General features: G+C 48.2%; 15 protein-coding genes. 7 read left to right on the forward strand and 8 right to left on the reverse strand.

Annotated features, from left to right (window positions below; genetic code table 11):
* Positions 1-9: 9 nt before the first annotated feature.
* From GIW82_RS08470 to GIW82_RS08480, 3 genes are read left to right on the forward strand one after another with little or no spacing between them, the layout of a single operon-like run.
* Positions 10-495 carry a Na+/H+ antiporter subunit E gene (locus GIW82_RS08470; protein ID WP_154749397.1) on the forward strand — a complete coding sequence of 162 codons (486 nt, stop codon included), beginning with the start codon at positions 10-12 and terminating at the stop codon, positions 493-495.
* Positions 492-776: a Na(+)/H(+) antiporter subunit F1 gene (locus tag GIW82_RS08475; protein ID WP_154749398.1), complete on the forward strand. Its 285-nt coding sequence runs from the start codon at positions 492-494 to the stop codon at positions 774-776. Before GIW82_RS08470 ends, GIW82_RS08475 begins: the two co-directional genes overlap by 4 nt.
* Entirely contained in the window at positions 760-1,155 is a 396-nt protein-coding gene (locus tag GIW82_RS08480; RefSeq protein ID WP_154749399.1) for a Na+/H+ antiporter subunit G, read from the forward strand. The genes GIW82_RS08475 and GIW82_RS08480 overlap by 17 nt, the downstream gene beginning before the upstream one ends.
* Positions 1,156-1,256: 101 nt before the next feature.
* Here the strand turns inward: GIW82_RS08480 and GIW82_RS08485 are convergent, their stop codons facing one another.
* The gene (locus tag GIW82_RS08485) at positions 1,257-2,876 is read right to left on the reverse strand and encodes a catalase (protein WP_195913987.1); all 1,620 of its coding nucleotides are present in this window, start codon (positions 2,874-2,876) and stop codon (positions 1,257-1,259) included.
* 157 nt (positions 2,877-3,033) lie between these two features.
* On the opposite strand from GIW82_RS08485, the gene GIW82_RS08490 reads away from it, so the two are divergent.
* Both GIW82_RS08490 and GIW82_RS08495 read left to right on the forward strand, forming a co-directional pair.
* The gene (locus tag GIW82_RS08490; protein ID WP_154749400.1) at positions 3,034-4,224 is read left to right on the forward strand and encodes a CDP-glycerol glycerophosphotransferase family protein; all 1,191 of its coding nucleotides are present in this window, start codon (positions 3,034-3,036) and stop codon (positions 4,222-4,224) included.
* Positions 4,225-4,332: 108 nt separating this feature from the next.
* Positions 4,333-5,613: an MFS transporter gene (locus GIW82_RS08495; RefSeq protein WP_370456178.1), complete on the forward strand. Its 1,281-nt coding sequence runs from the start codon at positions 4,333-4,335 to the stop codon at positions 5,611-5,613.
* Between the two features lie 79 nt (positions 5,614-5,692).
* Here the strand turns inward: GIW82_RS08495 and GIW82_RS08500 are convergent, their stop codons facing one another.
* The 5 genes from GIW82_RS08500 to GIW82_RS08520 form a co-directional block, all read right to left on the reverse strand.
* A complete protein-coding gene (locus tag GIW82_RS08500; RefSeq protein ID WP_154749401.1) occupies positions 5,693-6,544 on the reverse strand; it encodes a YkuS family protein in 852 nt (283 codons plus the stop codon).
* A gap of 125 nt (positions 6,545-6,669) precedes the next feature.
* Positions 6,670-7,797 (reverse strand): ABC transporter ATP-binding protein, encoded by a 1,128-nt coding sequence (locus GIW82_RS08505; protein ID WP_154749402.1) that lies wholly within the window; start codon positions 7,795-7,797, stop codon positions 6,670-6,672.
* Positions 7,798-7,931: 134 nt separating this feature from the next.
* Positions 7,932-9,005, reverse strand: coding sequence for a dual-specificity RNA methyltransferase RlmN (gene rlmN / locus GIW82_RS08510; RefSeq protein ID WP_154749403.1), 1,074 nt, complete (start codon positions 9,003-9,005; stop codon positions 7,932-7,934).
* A 204-nt stretch (positions 9,006-9,209) separates the two neighbouring features.
* Entirely contained in the window at positions 9,210-10,724 is a 1,515-nt protein-coding gene (locus GIW82_RS08515; protein WP_154749404.1) for a succinyl-CoA:acetate CoA-transferase ScpC, read from the reverse strand.
* Positions 10,725-10,947: 223 nt separating this feature from the next.
* The gene (locus tag GIW82_RS08520; protein ID WP_154749405.1) at positions 10,948-11,592 is read right to left on the reverse strand and encodes a LytTR family DNA-binding domain-containing protein; all 645 of its coding nucleotides are present in this window, start codon (positions 11,590-11,592) and stop codon (positions 10,948-10,950) included.
* 219 nt (positions 11,593-11,811) lie between these two features.
* Here GIW82_RS08520 and GIW82_RS08525 point away from each other — a divergent pair, with 219 nt between their 5' ends.
* Positions 11,812-13,011, forward strand: a complete 1,200-nt coding sequence (locus GIW82_RS08525; RefSeq protein ID WP_154749406.1) for an MFS transporter — start codon at positions 11,812-11,814, stop codon at positions 13,009-13,011.
* 167 nt (positions 13,012-13,178) lie between these two features.
* Positions 13,179-14,066 (forward strand): MerR family transcriptional regulator, encoded by an 888-nt coding sequence (locus tag GIW82_RS08530; protein WP_154749407.1) that lies wholly within the window; start codon positions 13,179-13,181, stop codon positions 14,064-14,066.
* 100 nt (positions 14,067-14,166) lie between these two features.
* Here the strand turns inward: GIW82_RS08530 and GIW82_RS08535 are convergent, their stop codons facing one another.
* Together GIW82_RS08535 and GIW82_RS08540 are read right to left on the reverse strand one after the other, a co-directional pair.
* A complete protein-coding gene (locus tag GIW82_RS08535; RefSeq protein WP_154749408.1) occupies positions 14,167-15,468 on the reverse strand; it encodes an NCS2 family permease in 1,302 nt (433 codons plus the stop codon).
* 205 nt (positions 15,469-15,673) lie between these two features.
* Positions 15,674-16,885 carry a NupC/NupG family nucleoside CNT transporter gene (locus GIW82_RS08540; protein ID WP_370456142.1) on the reverse strand — a complete coding sequence of 404 codons (1,212 nt, stop codon included), beginning with the start codon at positions 16,883-16,885 and terminating at the stop codon, positions 15,674-15,676.
* Positions 16,886-17,115 lie beyond the last annotated feature (230 nt).

Here is a 17,115-nt window from a genome sequence, read left to right on the forward strand (position 1 = left end):
GGGATGCCCATGCCGGCACAGTTTCTCCTGAATATTACAATCGCGATTCTTTGGACATTGCTGATGGACGAAGAAACGTTCCGTTTGTCGACATTGATCGCCGGTTACTTGCTCGGAATCGGCGTCCTGTTCTTGATGCAGCGCTTTTTCGGCTCTAAGTTCTACTTGATCCGCGTCTACTCGGCAATCAAGCTTTTGCTGATTTTCATTTCCGAGCTGTTCCAATCGAGCTTGTTGATCATCACCCAAATTTTAAGCCCGAAATTGAAAATCAAGCCGGGAATCTTCAGTTATGAACACAACCTCGAAGGAGATTACGAATTGACGGCACTCGCACTCTTACTAACGCTTACGCCAGGCTCGGTCGTCATGGAAGTCTCACCTGATGGAAAAGTATTTTATATCCACGCAATGGATGTCGAAGAGTCGCGTGATGCGGTTCTTCGGTCGATCAAAGTATTCGAGAAAGCGATCATGGAGGTGACGAGAGATTGATGGAAATCGTATTGACTATTGCACTATCACTGTACATTTTGGCAATTTTGCTCGCGCTCTACCGGATCATCCGAGGACCGTCGATGCCGGACCGGGTCGTGGCGCTTGATATGATCGGTGTCAACTTGATTTCAGCTGTCGCAGTCTTCTCAGTCGCACTCAGCACCCATGCGTTTTTGGAAGTCATCCTGATCGTCGGGATTCTCGCATTCATCAGTACCATTGCGCTGGCCCGTTTCGTAGAGAGAGGAGAGATTGTCGAACATGATTCAGATCGTTGAAGGCTTCGGCGTTTTCCTCATCCTTACCGGCGGCATCATGGCCGTGATCAGCGCGATCGGCATTTTGCGCCTGCCGGATGTGTATACGCGTTCACACGCAGCGACGAAAAGCTCGACGCTTGCTGTACTGCTTTCCCTGCTCGGGACGTTCATCTACTTCTGGGCAGCCGAGCAATTCATCAGCGTCCGGCTACTGCTCGGGATCACGTTCGTCTTCCTGACAGCTCCTGTCTCTGGGCACTTGATTACGCGTGCGGCCTACCGCTCCAAAGTGAAACTGGCCGAGTCGTCGACAGAGGATGCCTTGGCTGAAGTGCTGGGCAATCCCGGACGCCAGGAAAAGAAGAAACCCTCTTCTTCCGACAATGAAGAGAAGTGATGTATTCCCAATGAGAAAAAGGAGTCCCTGCAATCAATTGATTGCAGGGACTCCTTTGCTATTGCCGGTCGGACTTACCAGACCGGTTCAAATTCATTTTTTCAATATGGATCCGCTTCGTGCCCTTTACTGGATGCTCCTTGTGCTACCTTGTTTGCAGCAGGCTTACCGTAAAGTTTCGGCTCCGCATCGCTTTCTTTCATCGCCTTGATTTTCTCTTCCATGTTTTCACGGACACGGCGGCCATAATCTGCGTCTGCTTGCGTGAAGTGCTCGATCATCGCTTCTTGAATGCGCGGGTCACAAACGGACAGTGCGTCTCCAAGGTTGTTGATCAGCTCATCGCGCTCCCAATCATCGAAGCTGCGGTACGTCTCACCCGCCTGCCCGTAATTGTTCGTGCGGTCGATCGGAGCCGACACGGCTTTGGCATCATAATGCGGCTCATGTGGCGGTGTGCCTTCCTTGCTTGCTTCCTGGAATCCACCGATCATCGACGGCTCATAGTTGATGCTCGGGTTCGAACCGTTTTCGCCAGGACGGTCATAATCCATCGCCCCGCGCTGCTGATTCGTCGCGACACGTTTTTTCGGTGCATTGACCGGAAGCTTCAGATAGTTCGAGCCGATGCGGTAGCGCTGTGTATCGGAATAAGAGAACGTTCGGCCGACCAGCATCTTGTCATCAGAAAAGTCCAAGCCGTCCACCAACACGCCTGTACCAAATGCAGCTTGCTCGATTTCCGAATGGAAGTTCTCCGGGTTGCGGTTCAAGACCATCTTGCCGACTGGCAGGAACGGGAATTTATCTTGCGGCCATAATTTCGTATCATCCAATGGATCAAAGTCAAGCTCAGGGTGCTCATCGTCGCTCATGATTTGCACGAACAACTCCCATTCCGGGTAATCGCCACGCTCAATCGCTTCGAACAGATCCTGAGTCGCATGCCCGACGTTTTTCGCCTGAATCGCGTCCGCTTCTGCCTGTGTCAAGTTGCGGATGCCTTGTTTCGGTTCCCAATGGTATTTCACGAGAACGGCTTCACCTTTTTCGTTCACCCATTTGTATGTGTTAACGCCAGACCCCTGCATATGGCGGTACGTCGCCGGAATTCCCCAAGGTGAGAACAGGAAGGTAATCATATGGATCGCTTCCGGAGAACGCGAAACAAAATCGAACATCCGCTCCGGATTCGCAACGTTGGAAGCCGGATCCGTTTTGAAGGCATGGATCATGTCAGGGAATTTCATCGCGTCACGGATAAAGAAAATCTTCAAGTTGTTTCCGACAAGATCCCAGTTGCCGTCTTCCGTATACATCTTGACGGCGAAGCCGCGCGGATCGCGATCCGTCTCCGGCGAGTGGCGGGAACCTGCCACAGTAGAAAAGCGGACCATAAGCGGCGTCTGCTTGCCAGCTCCAGAAAACACTTTTGCACGTGTATATTTTTCAACCGGCTCATCGCCTACTTTGCCATACGTTTCGAAATAACCGAACGCACCAGAACCACGTGCGTGGACAACACGTTCCGGCACTTCTTCCCGGTCGAAATGTGACATTTTCTCGAGGAAGTGATAGTTCTCCATCGTTGCCGGACCACGGCTGCCGATGGTGCGCATGTTCTGGTTATCTCTGATCGGATGACCTTGACGATTCGTCAATGTTTCTTCCGTTTCATTCGTGCCCATTTTCTTCTGCAACTCTTCACTATTTTCCTTCATTTGAATCCTCCTATTCTTTATTTAGGTATCACCTCTCTAATTTCCCTTTCGGCTTGTTATTAAACATGACTTTTTCTGAATTTTGTTGGATAGACAAAATTGTTTGAATATGGAAGACTAAAGAGACAGACATTTTTTTTAGAAAGCAGGTTGCTTCATGAGTATTGAATTAAAAGAACAACGCAAATTCGAATTTGTACAAGTCTATGTAAAGGTCTTTTTTGCTTTTCTCTTATCTTTGTTCTTCCGAAAAGAAAAAGGCACCAAAACTGTTCTAGTGGGAGGAAACTTAGGAGAGAAATACGAAGATAACGCTTCTATTTTCCACAAACATTTAACAATCCATCATGCTGACGAAGTGATTGCTTATTGGATGTATGACCCCGCAACGGATTACGCGCGGGACAAGCCGATTCCGAATGCCGTAGCGCTTGGAAGCTTCCGCAATTACCTATTATTTTTCCAGGCCGACTATACGTTCCATGGTCATTCCCTGCTTTATGACATCGTTCCGGGAGCCGATAAGTTCCTGTTCCTCAACCGGAAAACAGTCATCACCCATATAAGCCACGGCATTGAAGGGTTTAAGAAAATCCTCATCCAAAAAGAAGATATACCTTTGTTGAAACGCACAGACTTCTTTAATTGCGCTTCCCGTTTTGAGTACGAACTGAAGCTGAACGAATGGAAAATCCCGGAACATAAGCTGATCATCACCGGCTTTCCGCGCTTCGACCGCTATCCGGCAAATACGCCGGCACCCGAAGTGAAAAACATTTTAATGATGATGACTTGGCGGGAGTGGCTTTTTGACATGGACGAAGAAGCATTTAAAGCCAGCGCTTACTTCCGGAACATGGTTGGAGTTCTTACCGATTCACGTATTCGTCAAGTGATGAAAACCCATGGCCTTCAAATACAGGTAGCCCTTCATCCGTTCATGAAAAAGTTCGAACACTATTTCAAGGATTTCAAGAAATTCGGCAACGGCGTGCAATTTCTGGACTTTAATGAAGCATCCATCGAGCAGGCCATCTCCGCCAACGATATGCTGCTTACCGACATTACGAGCGTTTCGTGGGACTTCCTTTATTTGAACAAACCGATTGTTTTCTTCATGTTCGACCAGGAAGATTTCGTCTCACAGCGAGGCACTTACCTCGATCTGGACACGGATCTGTACGGCTATAAAGCAAAAACCATTGATGATGTGTATTCGTTGTTGAAAAAAATTGCTGAGGAAGGCATCCATACGAACGACTGGTATGCGGAAGCTCCGACTTACATCGATTTCTTCGACCAAAACAACTGTAAGCGGCTTGCCAACCGTGTGATGGGCCTGCAGTGAATTTACAAATGGATGACGTAAATTTTCGGTAAATTTACACGTTTTCCTCCTTTTTCTTAGTTCTTCTTGTACAATGAATTTATCTCTCGAAGAGGAGAATGCATGATGATCAAAAAGTTCACGAAAGAAGAGAAAAGCTGGGCATTTTACGATTGGGGAAACTCTGCTTATTCGATTATCATCACGACCGCCGTCTTTCCACTGTTCTACAAAGCCGCAGCGACGGAAGCAGGCGTCAGCAACGCTGATTCCACCGCGTATCTCGGCTATACGATCGCCATCTTCACTTTTATCTTAGCGATGCTCGGCCCGATTCTCGGAACGCTTGCGGACTACCAAGGAATGAAGAAGAAGTTCTTCACGGTCTTTTTCCTGCTCGGGACAGTGTCTACTGCGATGCTCGCCTTTATCCCGGCCGATAATTGGCTGATGCTCCTCGTCTGTTATACATTCGCCGCACTTGGGGCGACAGGGGCCAACCTTTTTTACGATGCCTTTATCGTTGATGTAACAACCGAAAAACGCATGAACCGCGTTTCTGCATTCGGCTACGGTCTCGGTTATATCGGTTCAACCATTCCGTTTATCCTTGCACTTGCCATTATTCTGCTTTCACAAAACGGCGTCTTGCCGATTACAGTCACGAATGCGAGCCGGATTGCATTCCTGATCACCGCGGTTTGGTGGATCGTGTTTACGATTCCATTGTTCCGTCACGTCCGGCAAAAACATTTCATCGAACGCGAAGCGAATCCGGTCGCACAAAGTTTCAAACGCCTTAGTAAGACCATTCGGGATATCAAGCAATACCGTAATCTTGTGCTTTTCCTTTTTGCTTATTTCTTCTACATCGATGGCGTCGGGACAATTATTTCGATGTCGACAGCATACGGCACGGACCTTGGCTTAACAGCTACAAGCCTGCTGATCGTTCTGTTTGCCACACAAGTTGTTGCGGCACCGTTTGCACTGCTTTACGGGCGTCTGGCAGACCGTTTCACAGGGAAACGGATGCTGTACGCCGGAATCATCGTCTATATCATCGTCTGCATCTACGCGATGTTCATGGAAACACTTGTCGACTTCTGGATTCTTGCGATGCTTGTCGCATCCAGCCAAGGCGGCATCCAGGCACTGAGCCGATCATTCTTCGGGAAGCTCGTGCCGAAAGAGAATTCCAACGAATTTTTCGGGTTCTATAATATTTTCGGCAAATTCGCCGCGATTATGGGCCCCTTGCTCGTTGCAGTCACTTCCCAGTTGACTGGTAATTCCAGTTATGGTGTTGCAAGCCTTGTTGTCCTGTTCATTATCGGTCTCGTTATCTTGACTCGGGTGCCCGAACCTACGGAACACAAAGCTGTGGATGAAGTGGTCGCGGAGTCTTAAGAAATTTATTCACTCCTTAAAAAAGGCTGTTCGCGAAGTCATAGTTTATGACCTTGCGAACAGCCTGTTTGGTTTCCGACTATTTATCTTTATCTTTGTCTGTAGAAGTGACCGTGACGTTTCCTTGATTGTCCATCTCGGCTTTCACTTCGCCCATTTCGACAACTTCCGGCTTGCCCGCTCCTTCTTCTTTCTTCGCTTTTTTGATTTCTTTTTCGACTTTCTTCTCCGCTTTTTCATGCGCTTTTTGCGCTTTTTCTTCTTCTTTCACTTCGTTTTCAACGGCTTTCTGCTGCTTCTTTAGTTCTTTTTCCTCTTTTTTCTCTTCGCGCTTCGCTTTCATCTTGTCGACCGGCGCTTTTGCCTTCGTCTTCAATTCAGCCGATTTCTCTTTCGCTGTATCGGCTTTGTCTTTCACTTGGTCCAAGGCTCCGCTTGCCTTTTCTTTCACTTGGCCCACTGCATCACTTGCCTTTTCCTTCAAGCCGCCGCCTTCGCTACCATCTTCACCACCGGATTTCATGTCAGCTGCTTTCTCTTTGACGACTTGCTGTACTTCTTTGCCGCTTTTCGGCGTCAATAATAAACTGGCGGCTGCTCCAACGACCGCTCCTGTTGCAGCGCCGGCGATAAAGGCACCACCTGTCATGCCGGATTTTTTCTTTTCCATCTGAGGAGCGGGGGCGGATATTTTATTGGCGCGGACAAGACGCTCTTCCACTTCTTCGACAATCTCGAACAATGTCCGTCCAGTCGCTTCAACAAGTGACACATTCATATGGAAGTCCGCAAGATCCGCCTGATTCCGGACGACGATGCAATCATAGTCCACTGCATCGTATTTGTCATCGAGCATTTCAGCTTGATACCCTTTTTTCTCCAATGCTTTTTGAACTGATGTAAACGGATGTTCCACTGCAATCTTCACCATTTCAACACGCTCCTTTTCTTAAAAGCTACTTAATTCTCATGTTTTTTTGTTTTTCCCTATTTCAGAATCAGCTAAACAAAGAAATTGCAGATTTCAAGTATGCGTCGCGCACGGTGAAACAGCTGTCAGGAAACCGGCGCTTCCGAATACTCCAGCGCCCGGATGCGTTCGCCGCTTTTATTGTCAAAAAAGTGGACGCGCGACATGTCAAAGGCAAGCCTTGCCCGCTCTCCTGTCCGCACCGATGCCTCAGGATCAACGCGGGCGATAAATTCATGATCCCCGTATACAGCATGGAGTATGGTTTCTGCCCCGGTCAATTCCGAGACAGTGATGACCGCATCGAATTCGCTTGTCGGAATGTCGGATAAATCTTCTGTCGATACATGGATATGCTCCGGACGGATGCCAAGCGTGATTCGCTCGCTGCTGTAGCCGGCTTCGTCCATGAGCTGCTGCTGCTTCGGATCAAGTGCGATGCGCTTGTCCCCGATGACGAACATCCCGTTCTCGATCGCTCCATCAAAAAAGTTCATGGCAGGAGCACCGATAAAGCCACCGACAAAACGGTTTGCCGGCAAGTCATACACTTCTTTCGGCGAACCGACCTGCTGGATCAGGCCGTCTTTCATGACAACGATCCGGCTTGCCATCGTCATCGCTTCAGTCTGGTCATGAGTAACATAAATGGTCGTCGTTTTCAGCCGGCTGTGGAGCTTGGCAATTTCCGCACGCATCTGAACGCGGAGTTTCGCATCCAAATTAGAAAGCGGCTCATCCATAAGGAACACTTTTGCATCCCGGACGATTGCACGTCCAAGTGCCACACGCTGTCTCTGCCCGCCCGACAGCGCTTTTGGCTTCCGGTCCAAATACTCTTCCAATCCGAGGATTGCTGCTGCTTCTTCCACCCGTTTCCGGATTTCCGCTTTCTTGAATTTACGCAGTTTCAAGCCGAATGCCATATTTTCATAAACTGTCATATGCGGATAAAGCGCATAGTTTTGGAAAACCATCGCAATATCGCGTTCTTTCGGCTGTACTTCATTCATCCGTTTGCCGTCGATGAAGAATTCACCTTCCGTAATTTCTTCCAGTCCCGCGATCATGCGGAGTGTCGTCGATTTCCCGCAGCCGGAAGGCCCGACAAAAACGATGAATTCCTCATCCTTGATATGTAGATTGAAATCAGCTACCGCGATTGCGCCATTATCATATGTTTTCCCGAGATTTCGAATGTCGATTTCAGCCATCAGCTCTCCTCCTCCGTTTCTTTCATTATAATTCGTTTTCTGTTTATTACAAATATACATAGGGGGGGAAATTCCACTCTTCACAAAAAAAGCAGCGGAAGAAATCAAATGATTTCTTCCGCTGCTTTTTATCATTAAGCTTTTACAGTTTTCTTCTCTTTTTTGATCTGCTTGCTCCGCAATTGACCACAAGCTGCGTCGATGTCCGCACCTTGCTCGCGGCGTACGCCACAGTTGATGCCTTGCTTTTTCAATGTATCGAAGAACGCCGTAATCGCTTCAGGCTTACTTTGTTTGTACTGGTCATGCTCATCCACCGAGTTGTATGGAATCAAGTTCACGTAAGACAGGTGACGCTTGTCTTTTAGAAGTCGCGCCAATTCCAGTGCCTCTTCCACATGATCGTTTACATCATCAAGCAAGATGTATTCGAACGTGATGCGGCGGTTGGATTTCTCGAGGTAGTAATCGATGGCAGCCATCAATTTCTCGATCGGGTAAGCTTTGTTGATCTTCATGATGCGTGAACGCAATTCGTTGTTCGGCGCATGGATGGAGATTGCCAAGTTCACTTGCAAGCCTTCATCCGCATAGTCGTAAATTTTTGGCACGATACCACTTGTTGAAACAGTGATGTGACGTGCGCCGATTGCCAAGCCTTTTGGCGAGTTGACGACGTGCAGGAAGTTCATCAGATGCGTATAGTTATCGAACGGTTCGCCGATTCCCATGACGACGATGTGGCTGACGCGCTCGCCTTCTTCATACGTATCGAAGTGCTCTTGGACCGTCATGATCTGCTCGACGATTTCGCCGGCAGTCAAGTCACGGCTTTTGCGGAGAAGACCCGATGCACAGAAACTGCAGCCGATGTTACAGCCGACTTGTGTCGTAACACAAACAGAGTTCCCGTATTTGAAGCGCATCAAGACCGTTTCGATCAAGTTGCCATCCTGCAATTGAAAAAGGAATTTGATTGTGCCGTCAGAAGACTGCTGTTTCACCGTTTCTTTCAACGTACGGATGATAAAGTTCTCTTCGAGCAATACGATACATTCCTTCGAAAGGTTGTTCATGTCCGCGAAATCTTTGACGCGTTTTATATATAACCAATCCCATACTTGTTCAGCACGGTATTTTTTTTGTCCTTGTTCTAAAAACCATTCTTTCAATTGATCAAGCGTCAATCCATAGATGGAATTTTTCATTTTATCATACCCTCATTTCGAATTTCACAATTGCTAATTATAATACTAAAAATCTATCTTGACAACAACTATTTCACTTTACGCAGAAAAATCTGTCAATCCAGGGCACCGGGACGGCACTTTCCGCTCACCTTCAACGCGTGAAAAAAAGAAGCGGCAAAGAAAATCATCCGATTTCCTTCGCCGCTTCTGTTGCCGTTCTTTTTACACAAGCTGTTCGCTCTTCTCAAGCATTGAACCGGTCTCAGCCAGTCTTGTATGCCATGCGAAGGCTTTCTCAAGCACGTGTGGTGTTTGGCCTCCACGTGTCTTCGCTTCTTCGTAATAAGCGCGTAGCTGTGGACGGTATTCCGGGTGTACACAGTTGTCGATGATTTTCTCGACGCGCTCACGTGGCGCAAGACCACGCAGATCGGCATAGCCTTGTTCCGTCACGACAACGTCGACGTCATGCTCTGTGTGGTCCACGTGTGAAACGAATGGCACGACACTCGAGATGTTGCCGCCTTTCGCCACGGACTTCGTTACGAAAATCGCAAGGCGTGCGTTCCGGGCGAAGTCGCCTGAGCCGCCGATGCCGTTCATCATTTTACTGCCAGAGACGTGCGTCGAGTTGACGTTTCCGTACATATCGAATTCCAGCGCAGTGTTGATCGAAATCAATCCCATGCGGCGGACAAGTTCCGGGTGGTTCGAGATTTCTTGCGGGCGCATGATGATCTTGTCACGGTATTTTTCGAAGTTGCCGAAGACCGTTTTCATTTTTTCATCCGATAGAGTGATTGAACAGCACGAGGCGAAATCGACCTTTCCAGCGTCCATCAGATCGAATACTGCATCCTGCAATACTTCCGAGTACACTTCCAGGTTCTTGAATTCCGATTTGACCATGCCATGAAGCACAGCGTTCGCGACAGAACCGATGCCGGACTGCAGCGGCGCCAATGTTTCATCCAATCTGCCGGCACGGATCTCCGAGCGGAAGAATTCCAGGAGATGGTTCGCCATGATTTCTGTTTCTTCATCTGGCTGAACGATTGTCGATGCCGAATCTGCTTGATGTGTGAAGACAATGCCACGGACTTTATCGAGGTCCACCGGAATACCAGGTGTGCCGATGCGATCGTCAACTTTCGTCAACGGAATCGGACCGCGCTCCCCTTGGATGCCTGTGTCATAAATGTCATGGATGCCTTCGAACAGTTCCGGCTGGGAGGTGTTGATTTCCACGATGATGTTACGTGCATGCTTCGCGAATACAGATGAGTTACCGACCGATGTCGTCGGGATAATCATGCCGTCTTCAGTGATCGCTAATGCCTCAATGATTGCGAAATCGATCGGCTCGATGACGTTCGTACGGATCCATTCGGCCGTATGCGATAAATGGTGATCGACGAATAGCATTTCGCCTTCGTTGATTTTCTTGCGCATCAACGGCTCTGCCTGGAACGGCAAGCGCTTGCCGACAATACCTGCCTCTGCGAATAATTTATCGATATCCGAGCCGAGAGAAGCTCCTGTGAAGACGTTCACTTTGAATGTTTCCGTTTTTGCACGTTCGACCAAAGCGAAAGGAACCGCTTTCACATCTCCTGCACGTGTAAAGCCGCTCAAGCCTAGTGTCATTCCGTCGCCGATCCATGAAGCCGCCTGCTCCGGCGTCACGACTCGGTCATGCAATTCAGTGGTTCTGATGCGTTTTAATTGTGTTTCCATTGATTCCACGCTCTCTTTCTCTTTATATTGGAAGGTTCTATTTTTCAAATAAAGCGTTTTCAATCGCTTTCAATATGAAGAAAACAATTTCCATATAGCGGATGCTATTAATTTGATAATTATTAGATAATTTTAACTTGCTATCGCTTGAAAGAGAGAATCCATGCCTGAATAAGTGAATTGTTGAGTGAAACACAAAAAAACGCTACCTAAAGCAGCAGTTTCAAAATGACAGCAATTTACGGAAGTAGCTTGAATACGATTGGCTGACCGGAATTCGTGCCCCGTTATCCATTGCAAGGACGAATGTGGAATGCGTATCCGGGAATATTTCCGTTATGTGATGGACATTGACGATAAAGGAGCGATGGCAGCGGATGAATTGGTCGCGTGGCAGGGAATATTCGAATTCCTGCAGTGGGTTTTTGTTGGTACCTGAAAAACCATCTCCATATACATGCGTCTTGCGGTCTTTCACTTCCAGATATTTCACTTCCGAGAACGGAATCGGCTTCCAGCCATCCGGACTCTTCACGGTCACCACTGATTTCCCTTCCGTATAAGTCGGATAAATCGCCATGACGCACCCTTCCAACTCGCCGTCATTCTCGAATGGAACGGCCATTCCGTGATACGGTACACCGAAGACGTCACGGTTGATGAACTCGGAAGCCTTCTGGTTCGTCTGCAGCGCTTTATGTGCAATGGTTCCTGGCTTGACTGGATCTCCCGGTTTAATTTTCAAATCCACCCGTTTACTCGGCCGATAATACAGATAATGTTCGCGGTCGGAAACAGCGATGGAAATTTCGTCTGAAAACAATTCCCCGACTACATCCAGCAGTGAGCCGAGCGTAAATTTTTCCATGGATGGACCTCCTGTAATTAATCTCTTCTTCCATTATAACGCACCTTTCCCTTAAGCCCGATTCAACCTGTGACAAGTTTATGGAAGCGCCGAAATGGACGGTTGTCCAAAGGGGAATCCAAAACGAGTCTATTCGATTGACAGCAGAAAAGCAGCTCGCATAAGATAATGAAGCTAAATGTTTTTCAGGAACGAACTTGAAGAAAGAAGGTATCTTCCATGACAGCCGATCAACGTAAGAAAATTATCATATTAATGATCAATATGTTCATTGCCATCGCCAGTTTCGGAATCGTCATCCCAATCCTTCCTTCCTACCTCGAATCGATCAACCAAGGAGGAAAAGCAGCTGGTATGATGATCGCAATTTTTGCTGCTGCACAGTTCCTCTTCTCACCGATTTCGGGGAAATGGACGGATCAATATGGACGTCGGATCATGATCATTTACGGCCTACTCGGCTTGACGATTTCCATGTTCGTCTTCTATGCGACCGACTCCTTGCCGATCCTATACTTATCACGGATCATCGGAGGTATAGGCGCCGCAATGCTCGTGCCGGCCATCTTCGCCTACATCGCAGACATCACGACACTTGAGCAGCGAGCGAAAGGAACAAGTCTTGTTTCCGCGGCCATGTCACTCGGCATCGTCGTCGGGCCTGGCATCGGTGGATTCCTCGCTGACTATGGCTTGAAGCTACCGTTTCTCGTCTCTGCCCTTGTTTCGCTTGCGGCCGTCCTGTTCTCTGCAGCCTTACTGAAGGAAAACGACGCGGCGATTCAACTGCGCGCTGCAAATGTGAAGCAGGAAAAAGAAGAATCGATGGCCAAAAAGATTGTCCGTTCAACGAAAATGCCTTACTTCATTCCGCTCATCTTGACGCTTGTCATGAGCTTAGGATTGCTCGCCTATGAATCTATCGTCGGTCTGTACCTCGACAACCAATTCGACTCGACGGCAAGAGACATCGCCTTCATGATCACAGCGACTGGGGTCGTCAGTGTCATCGTGCAGCTGTTCGTCGTCGACCGATTAGTGACACGCTTTGGTGAAGTCCCAGTGTTGATCTCCTTCCTAGGGGTCACTGCTATAGGTTTCCTTCTGTCTTTATTCGCAGGAAGCTATGCCATGTTCTTCATGGTGTCGCTCATTATCTTTATGGCGACTTCTATTTTGCGTCCGGTGCTCAATACGCTCATTTCCAAAATGGCTGAAGGCGAAGTCGGATTCGCTATGGGAATGAATAATGCCTACATGAGCATCGGGAATATCATAGGACCGCTTGTAGCCGGTGCGTTATACGATATCAACATCCTTTCTCCGTTCGTACTCGGGTTCGTCATGTTGCTAGTGACGATGGTGATCGCCATCAATTGGCACCAACGCCAATCGACGAATAAAACAATTGCCCTTTAATTTCTTTTAGAATAGCTGAAAAAACGGCCTCTTCCGGCCGTTTTTTCATTGTATTCGCTCTTATCGAAAAAAATTTCCCCCTCTTTCACTCAAGCATGTTGCTTTACGGGACCATCCATAAAGTTGTATAATAGTTATACATAATAAGCAGAAAAGTAGGTCATCCAATGTACAACATTAAAGCAGTCTCCAAGCTTTTGGATATGCCGAAAGTGACCATCCGTTCTTGGGAAACCCGCTATAACGCCATTACCCCGGCCCGGACTGAGGCTGGACATCGACTGTATTCCGAACAGAATATAGAAGATTTGCAATGGCTGAAAATTCAAGTCCAACAAAATGGCATGAAGATCAGCGAAGCTGTGCGCTTATTGCATGCTTCGAAACAAACAGCACAACAGATCCAGGAGGAGAGCAAAGTCGTTTTCGATTCCGAGCCATATAGCAGACAGTTACGGGAATTAATGGCTGCTGCTGCTGAGATGGACACTGAGCGCTTTAATTATTTGCTCGACTTGAATTTCTCCTTGTTCCATCATCAATCTGTCTTCTTCAATATTCTTGCACCATTCATGGTACAGGTCGGAGAAGAATGGGAGAACGGCAATTTCACGGTTGCTCATGAACACTTGGTCACTTCGATCATTCATCAGCGTTTCATGCAGTTTTTCCGACTCTTCCCGGTAAAAGAGGACTTACCGAAAGTGATGGCTTTCTGCCCGAGTGGTGAGCACCACGAACTCGGTCTGCTGATGTTTACACTGTTCCTGCGCGAGAACGGCTATGGCGTCTTGTATTTCGGGGTTGACACACCACTCGACGGATTGCCGCAAGTCATCGGATCTCAAGAAATCGAGGTCGTCGCGATGTCCTACTCATCGAAAGAACGGAGAAAAGTCACGGAAGAGTATATGAAGACACTCGCTTCCCAGTGCCCAGATCTTCAATTCATCATCGGTGGCAACGGGGCTGACAGTTTTTCCAATCCTGGACCCGATCCGCAAAGATGGGGAGAATGGCTCGTGAAGTGGCAACAAGCCGTGAAAAAGGTTTAACCACTCGCCCCCAAATAATCGTCAAACGAAAAAGCTCGTCCGAAACTCCGTTCAACCGGCTTTCGGACGAGCTTTTTTTATTTTTCTGCTTGGCGAACCATCAGCCCACTGCATGGAACACGAAGTTCACGAAGAACAACGCTGAGATTACATACAGCACAGGTGTCACTTCACGCCATTTGCCGATGGCGATCTTCAAAATCGGATACAAGATGAATCCGACAGCGATGCCGTCTGCAATGCTGTAAGTGAATGGAATCAGTGCAATGATCAGGAGTGCCGGGAAGCTTTCGCTCATATCTTTCATATCGAGGTTCTTGATGTTCTGTACCATCAAGCCACCGATGATGATCAAGATCGGCGCAATCGCACTATCCGGAATGATTTTGATTGCCGGAATGAAGAACGCTGCTCCCAAGAACAACAGTCCTGTCGTCACTGCAGTCAGGCCGGTTCTACCTCCTGCTGCCATTCCCGCGGCACTTTCGACCGTCGCAACGGTCGGGCTCGTGCCGAACACACCGGACGTCATCGATGAAATCGACGTTGCCTGAAAAGCCCGTTTGAACTTTTCCGGATGTCCGATGAACCCCACTTGACCGTGTACGAGACCGATGTTTTCAAACACCAGGACCATCGTCAGCGAGAAGACCGCCACCCAGAAGCCCATCGTCAACAAGCCGCTGAAAGACAGTGCATTGAACACTGCGAATGCCTCTTCCAGCTTCATGCCTGCCCCCCTGTTCATGCCACTCGTGTCAATCAAGCCGAACAAGAACGCGACGCCGGTACCCGCAATGATTGTGATCAAGAAGTTCCCCGGAACGTTCCGGATGAACAGGATGATCGCGATGACGAACGTGATGACAGTCGCCAGAACAGTCGCTTCGCCGAGTGATCCGAGTGCCAGGATGGAGCTCGTTCCACGTTCGACGAGCCCGCCTTTTTCCAGCCCGATCAGCATAAGGAACAAGCCGAGTCCGACAGAGATTGCTTCTTTCAGCGAATGCGGGACAGCTGCGCTCAAGATCTTCGCAAGCCGCGTAAATGCGACGATGGCAAAGATCAGGCCAGAGACGAAGACCACGGCAAGCGCTTCCTGCCATGACAAGCCCATCGATTGGACCATCGTGTAAGAGAACAATGCGTTGATGCCCATCCCCGGAACGAGCAGAATAGGTGCATTCCCCCAGAATCCCATGAGGAGACAACCGAACACAGAAGCCCCGATGGTCGCGACGATTGCGGCTTCTACAGGCATTCCTGCTTCAGACAAAATAAGTGAGTTGACGGCAACGATGTAGACGATCGTGAAAAAACCGATCACTCCTGCCATCATTTCACGTTTAACGGTTGTTTCATGTTGTTTTAGACCGAAAATCCGGTCCATCCAAATCATCATTTACTCTACCTTCTATTTTAATTTGCCCTCTCCCTACCCGCTTTTCCCACTTTGCCAGTGGACAAGCCATTAGGAATATTAGCCGAAAATAGGTCAGATGTCAAGAAACGGAATCTGCTGCATCCCATTCCTTCAACATGCGTTTTCCTTCAAAAAAAATGACCCGTCCGCCATTGTCATGACGAACGGGTCAAGCATCTTTCGATTAAATGAACATCCCTGCGATTGCCGCACTCAGTAATGACGCAAGCATCCCTCCGGCTACTGCGCGAATACCAAGACGGGCAATATCCGGACGGCGTTTCGGTGCCATTGCACCAAGTCCACCAAGCAGGATTGCAAGTGAGCTTAAGTTTGCGAAACCACAAAGCGCAAAACTGACGATGATGACAGTTTTCGGTGACAAATTCGGGATTTCAGGAGCGAAAGCTGTGTAAGCGACAAACTCATTCAAGACAAGCTTCTGTCCGATGAAGCTGCCAGCTTGTACCGCTTCAGCCCACGGTACACCAATCGCCCAAGCGAGTGGTGCAAAAATGAATCCGAGGATTCCTTGGATCGTCACGCCTTCGAAACCGAACCAGCCGCTGATTCCGCCAAGAGCGCCGTTCAACAGCGCGATAAGCGCGATAAAGGCAAGAAGCATTGCCCCGACGTTCAATGCAAGCTGCAAGCCATCAGAAGCGCCTCGAGCTGCTGCATCGACAACGTTGACCGCCTGATCGTCTTTTTCCATGACGAATTCGCGTTCTACCACTTCTTCCGTCTCCGGCATCATGATTTTCGCCATGATCAAACCTGCTGGTGCGGCCATGAAGCTTGCTGCAATCAAGTACTCAAGCGGTACGCCAAGAAGCGCATATCCAGCAAGTGTCGAACCTGCGACTGAAGCAAGCCCTCCCGTCATGACTGCAAACAGCTCAGAGCGCGTCATGCCGTTGATGAACGGACGGATGACAAGCGGTGCTTCCGTCTGGCCGACGAAAATGTTCGCAGCAGCAGAAACGGACTCCGCTTTACTCGTTCCGAGAAGTTTCGAAAGAGCGCCCCCCAGTAATTTGATGAACCATTGCATAATTCCAAGATAGTAAAGAACTGCGATTAAAGATGAGAAGAAAATGATGATCGTCAATACTTGGAATGCAAAGACGAAACCGAATCCTTCCGTATCAGCTGCAGGACCGAATACGAATGCGATCCCCTCGCCAGCGAAATCGATTACATTTTGAACCTTTCCCGAAACCCAAAGCAATACTTCGCGCCCCGTCTCCCATTTCAGTACAATAAACGCAAAACTCACTTGAATAGCCAAGCCTACGAAAATCGTCCGTGGATTGATGGATTTTTTAGCTCCGGAGAGTAAGAAAGCGATTCCAAGAACGACTGTGATTCCTAACAAGCCCCATAAAAAGTTCACTACTTCACCTCGTCGAATGTTTTTAAAATTCCGCCAAAATACTATATCAACATAAATTAAAGTCATCTGTCGTCAGACATCTTATCAAATTCAAGAGTTGCTGTAAATGATAAATACTCAAATTATTACACAAAACCATAAGTTGTAAAACTCTTAATTTTCATTTTCCTGAAATAACTCCACTTCTTCCGTTTCCTCTATAGCCCTCGAAAGTCTCCTGCTCCACTCTC

The sequence above is a fragment of the Planomicrobium sp. YIM 101495 genome (assembly GCF_009707665.1).
Classification (GTDB): domain Bacteria; phylum Bacillota; class Bacilli; order Bacillales_A; family Planococcaceae; genus Planococcus.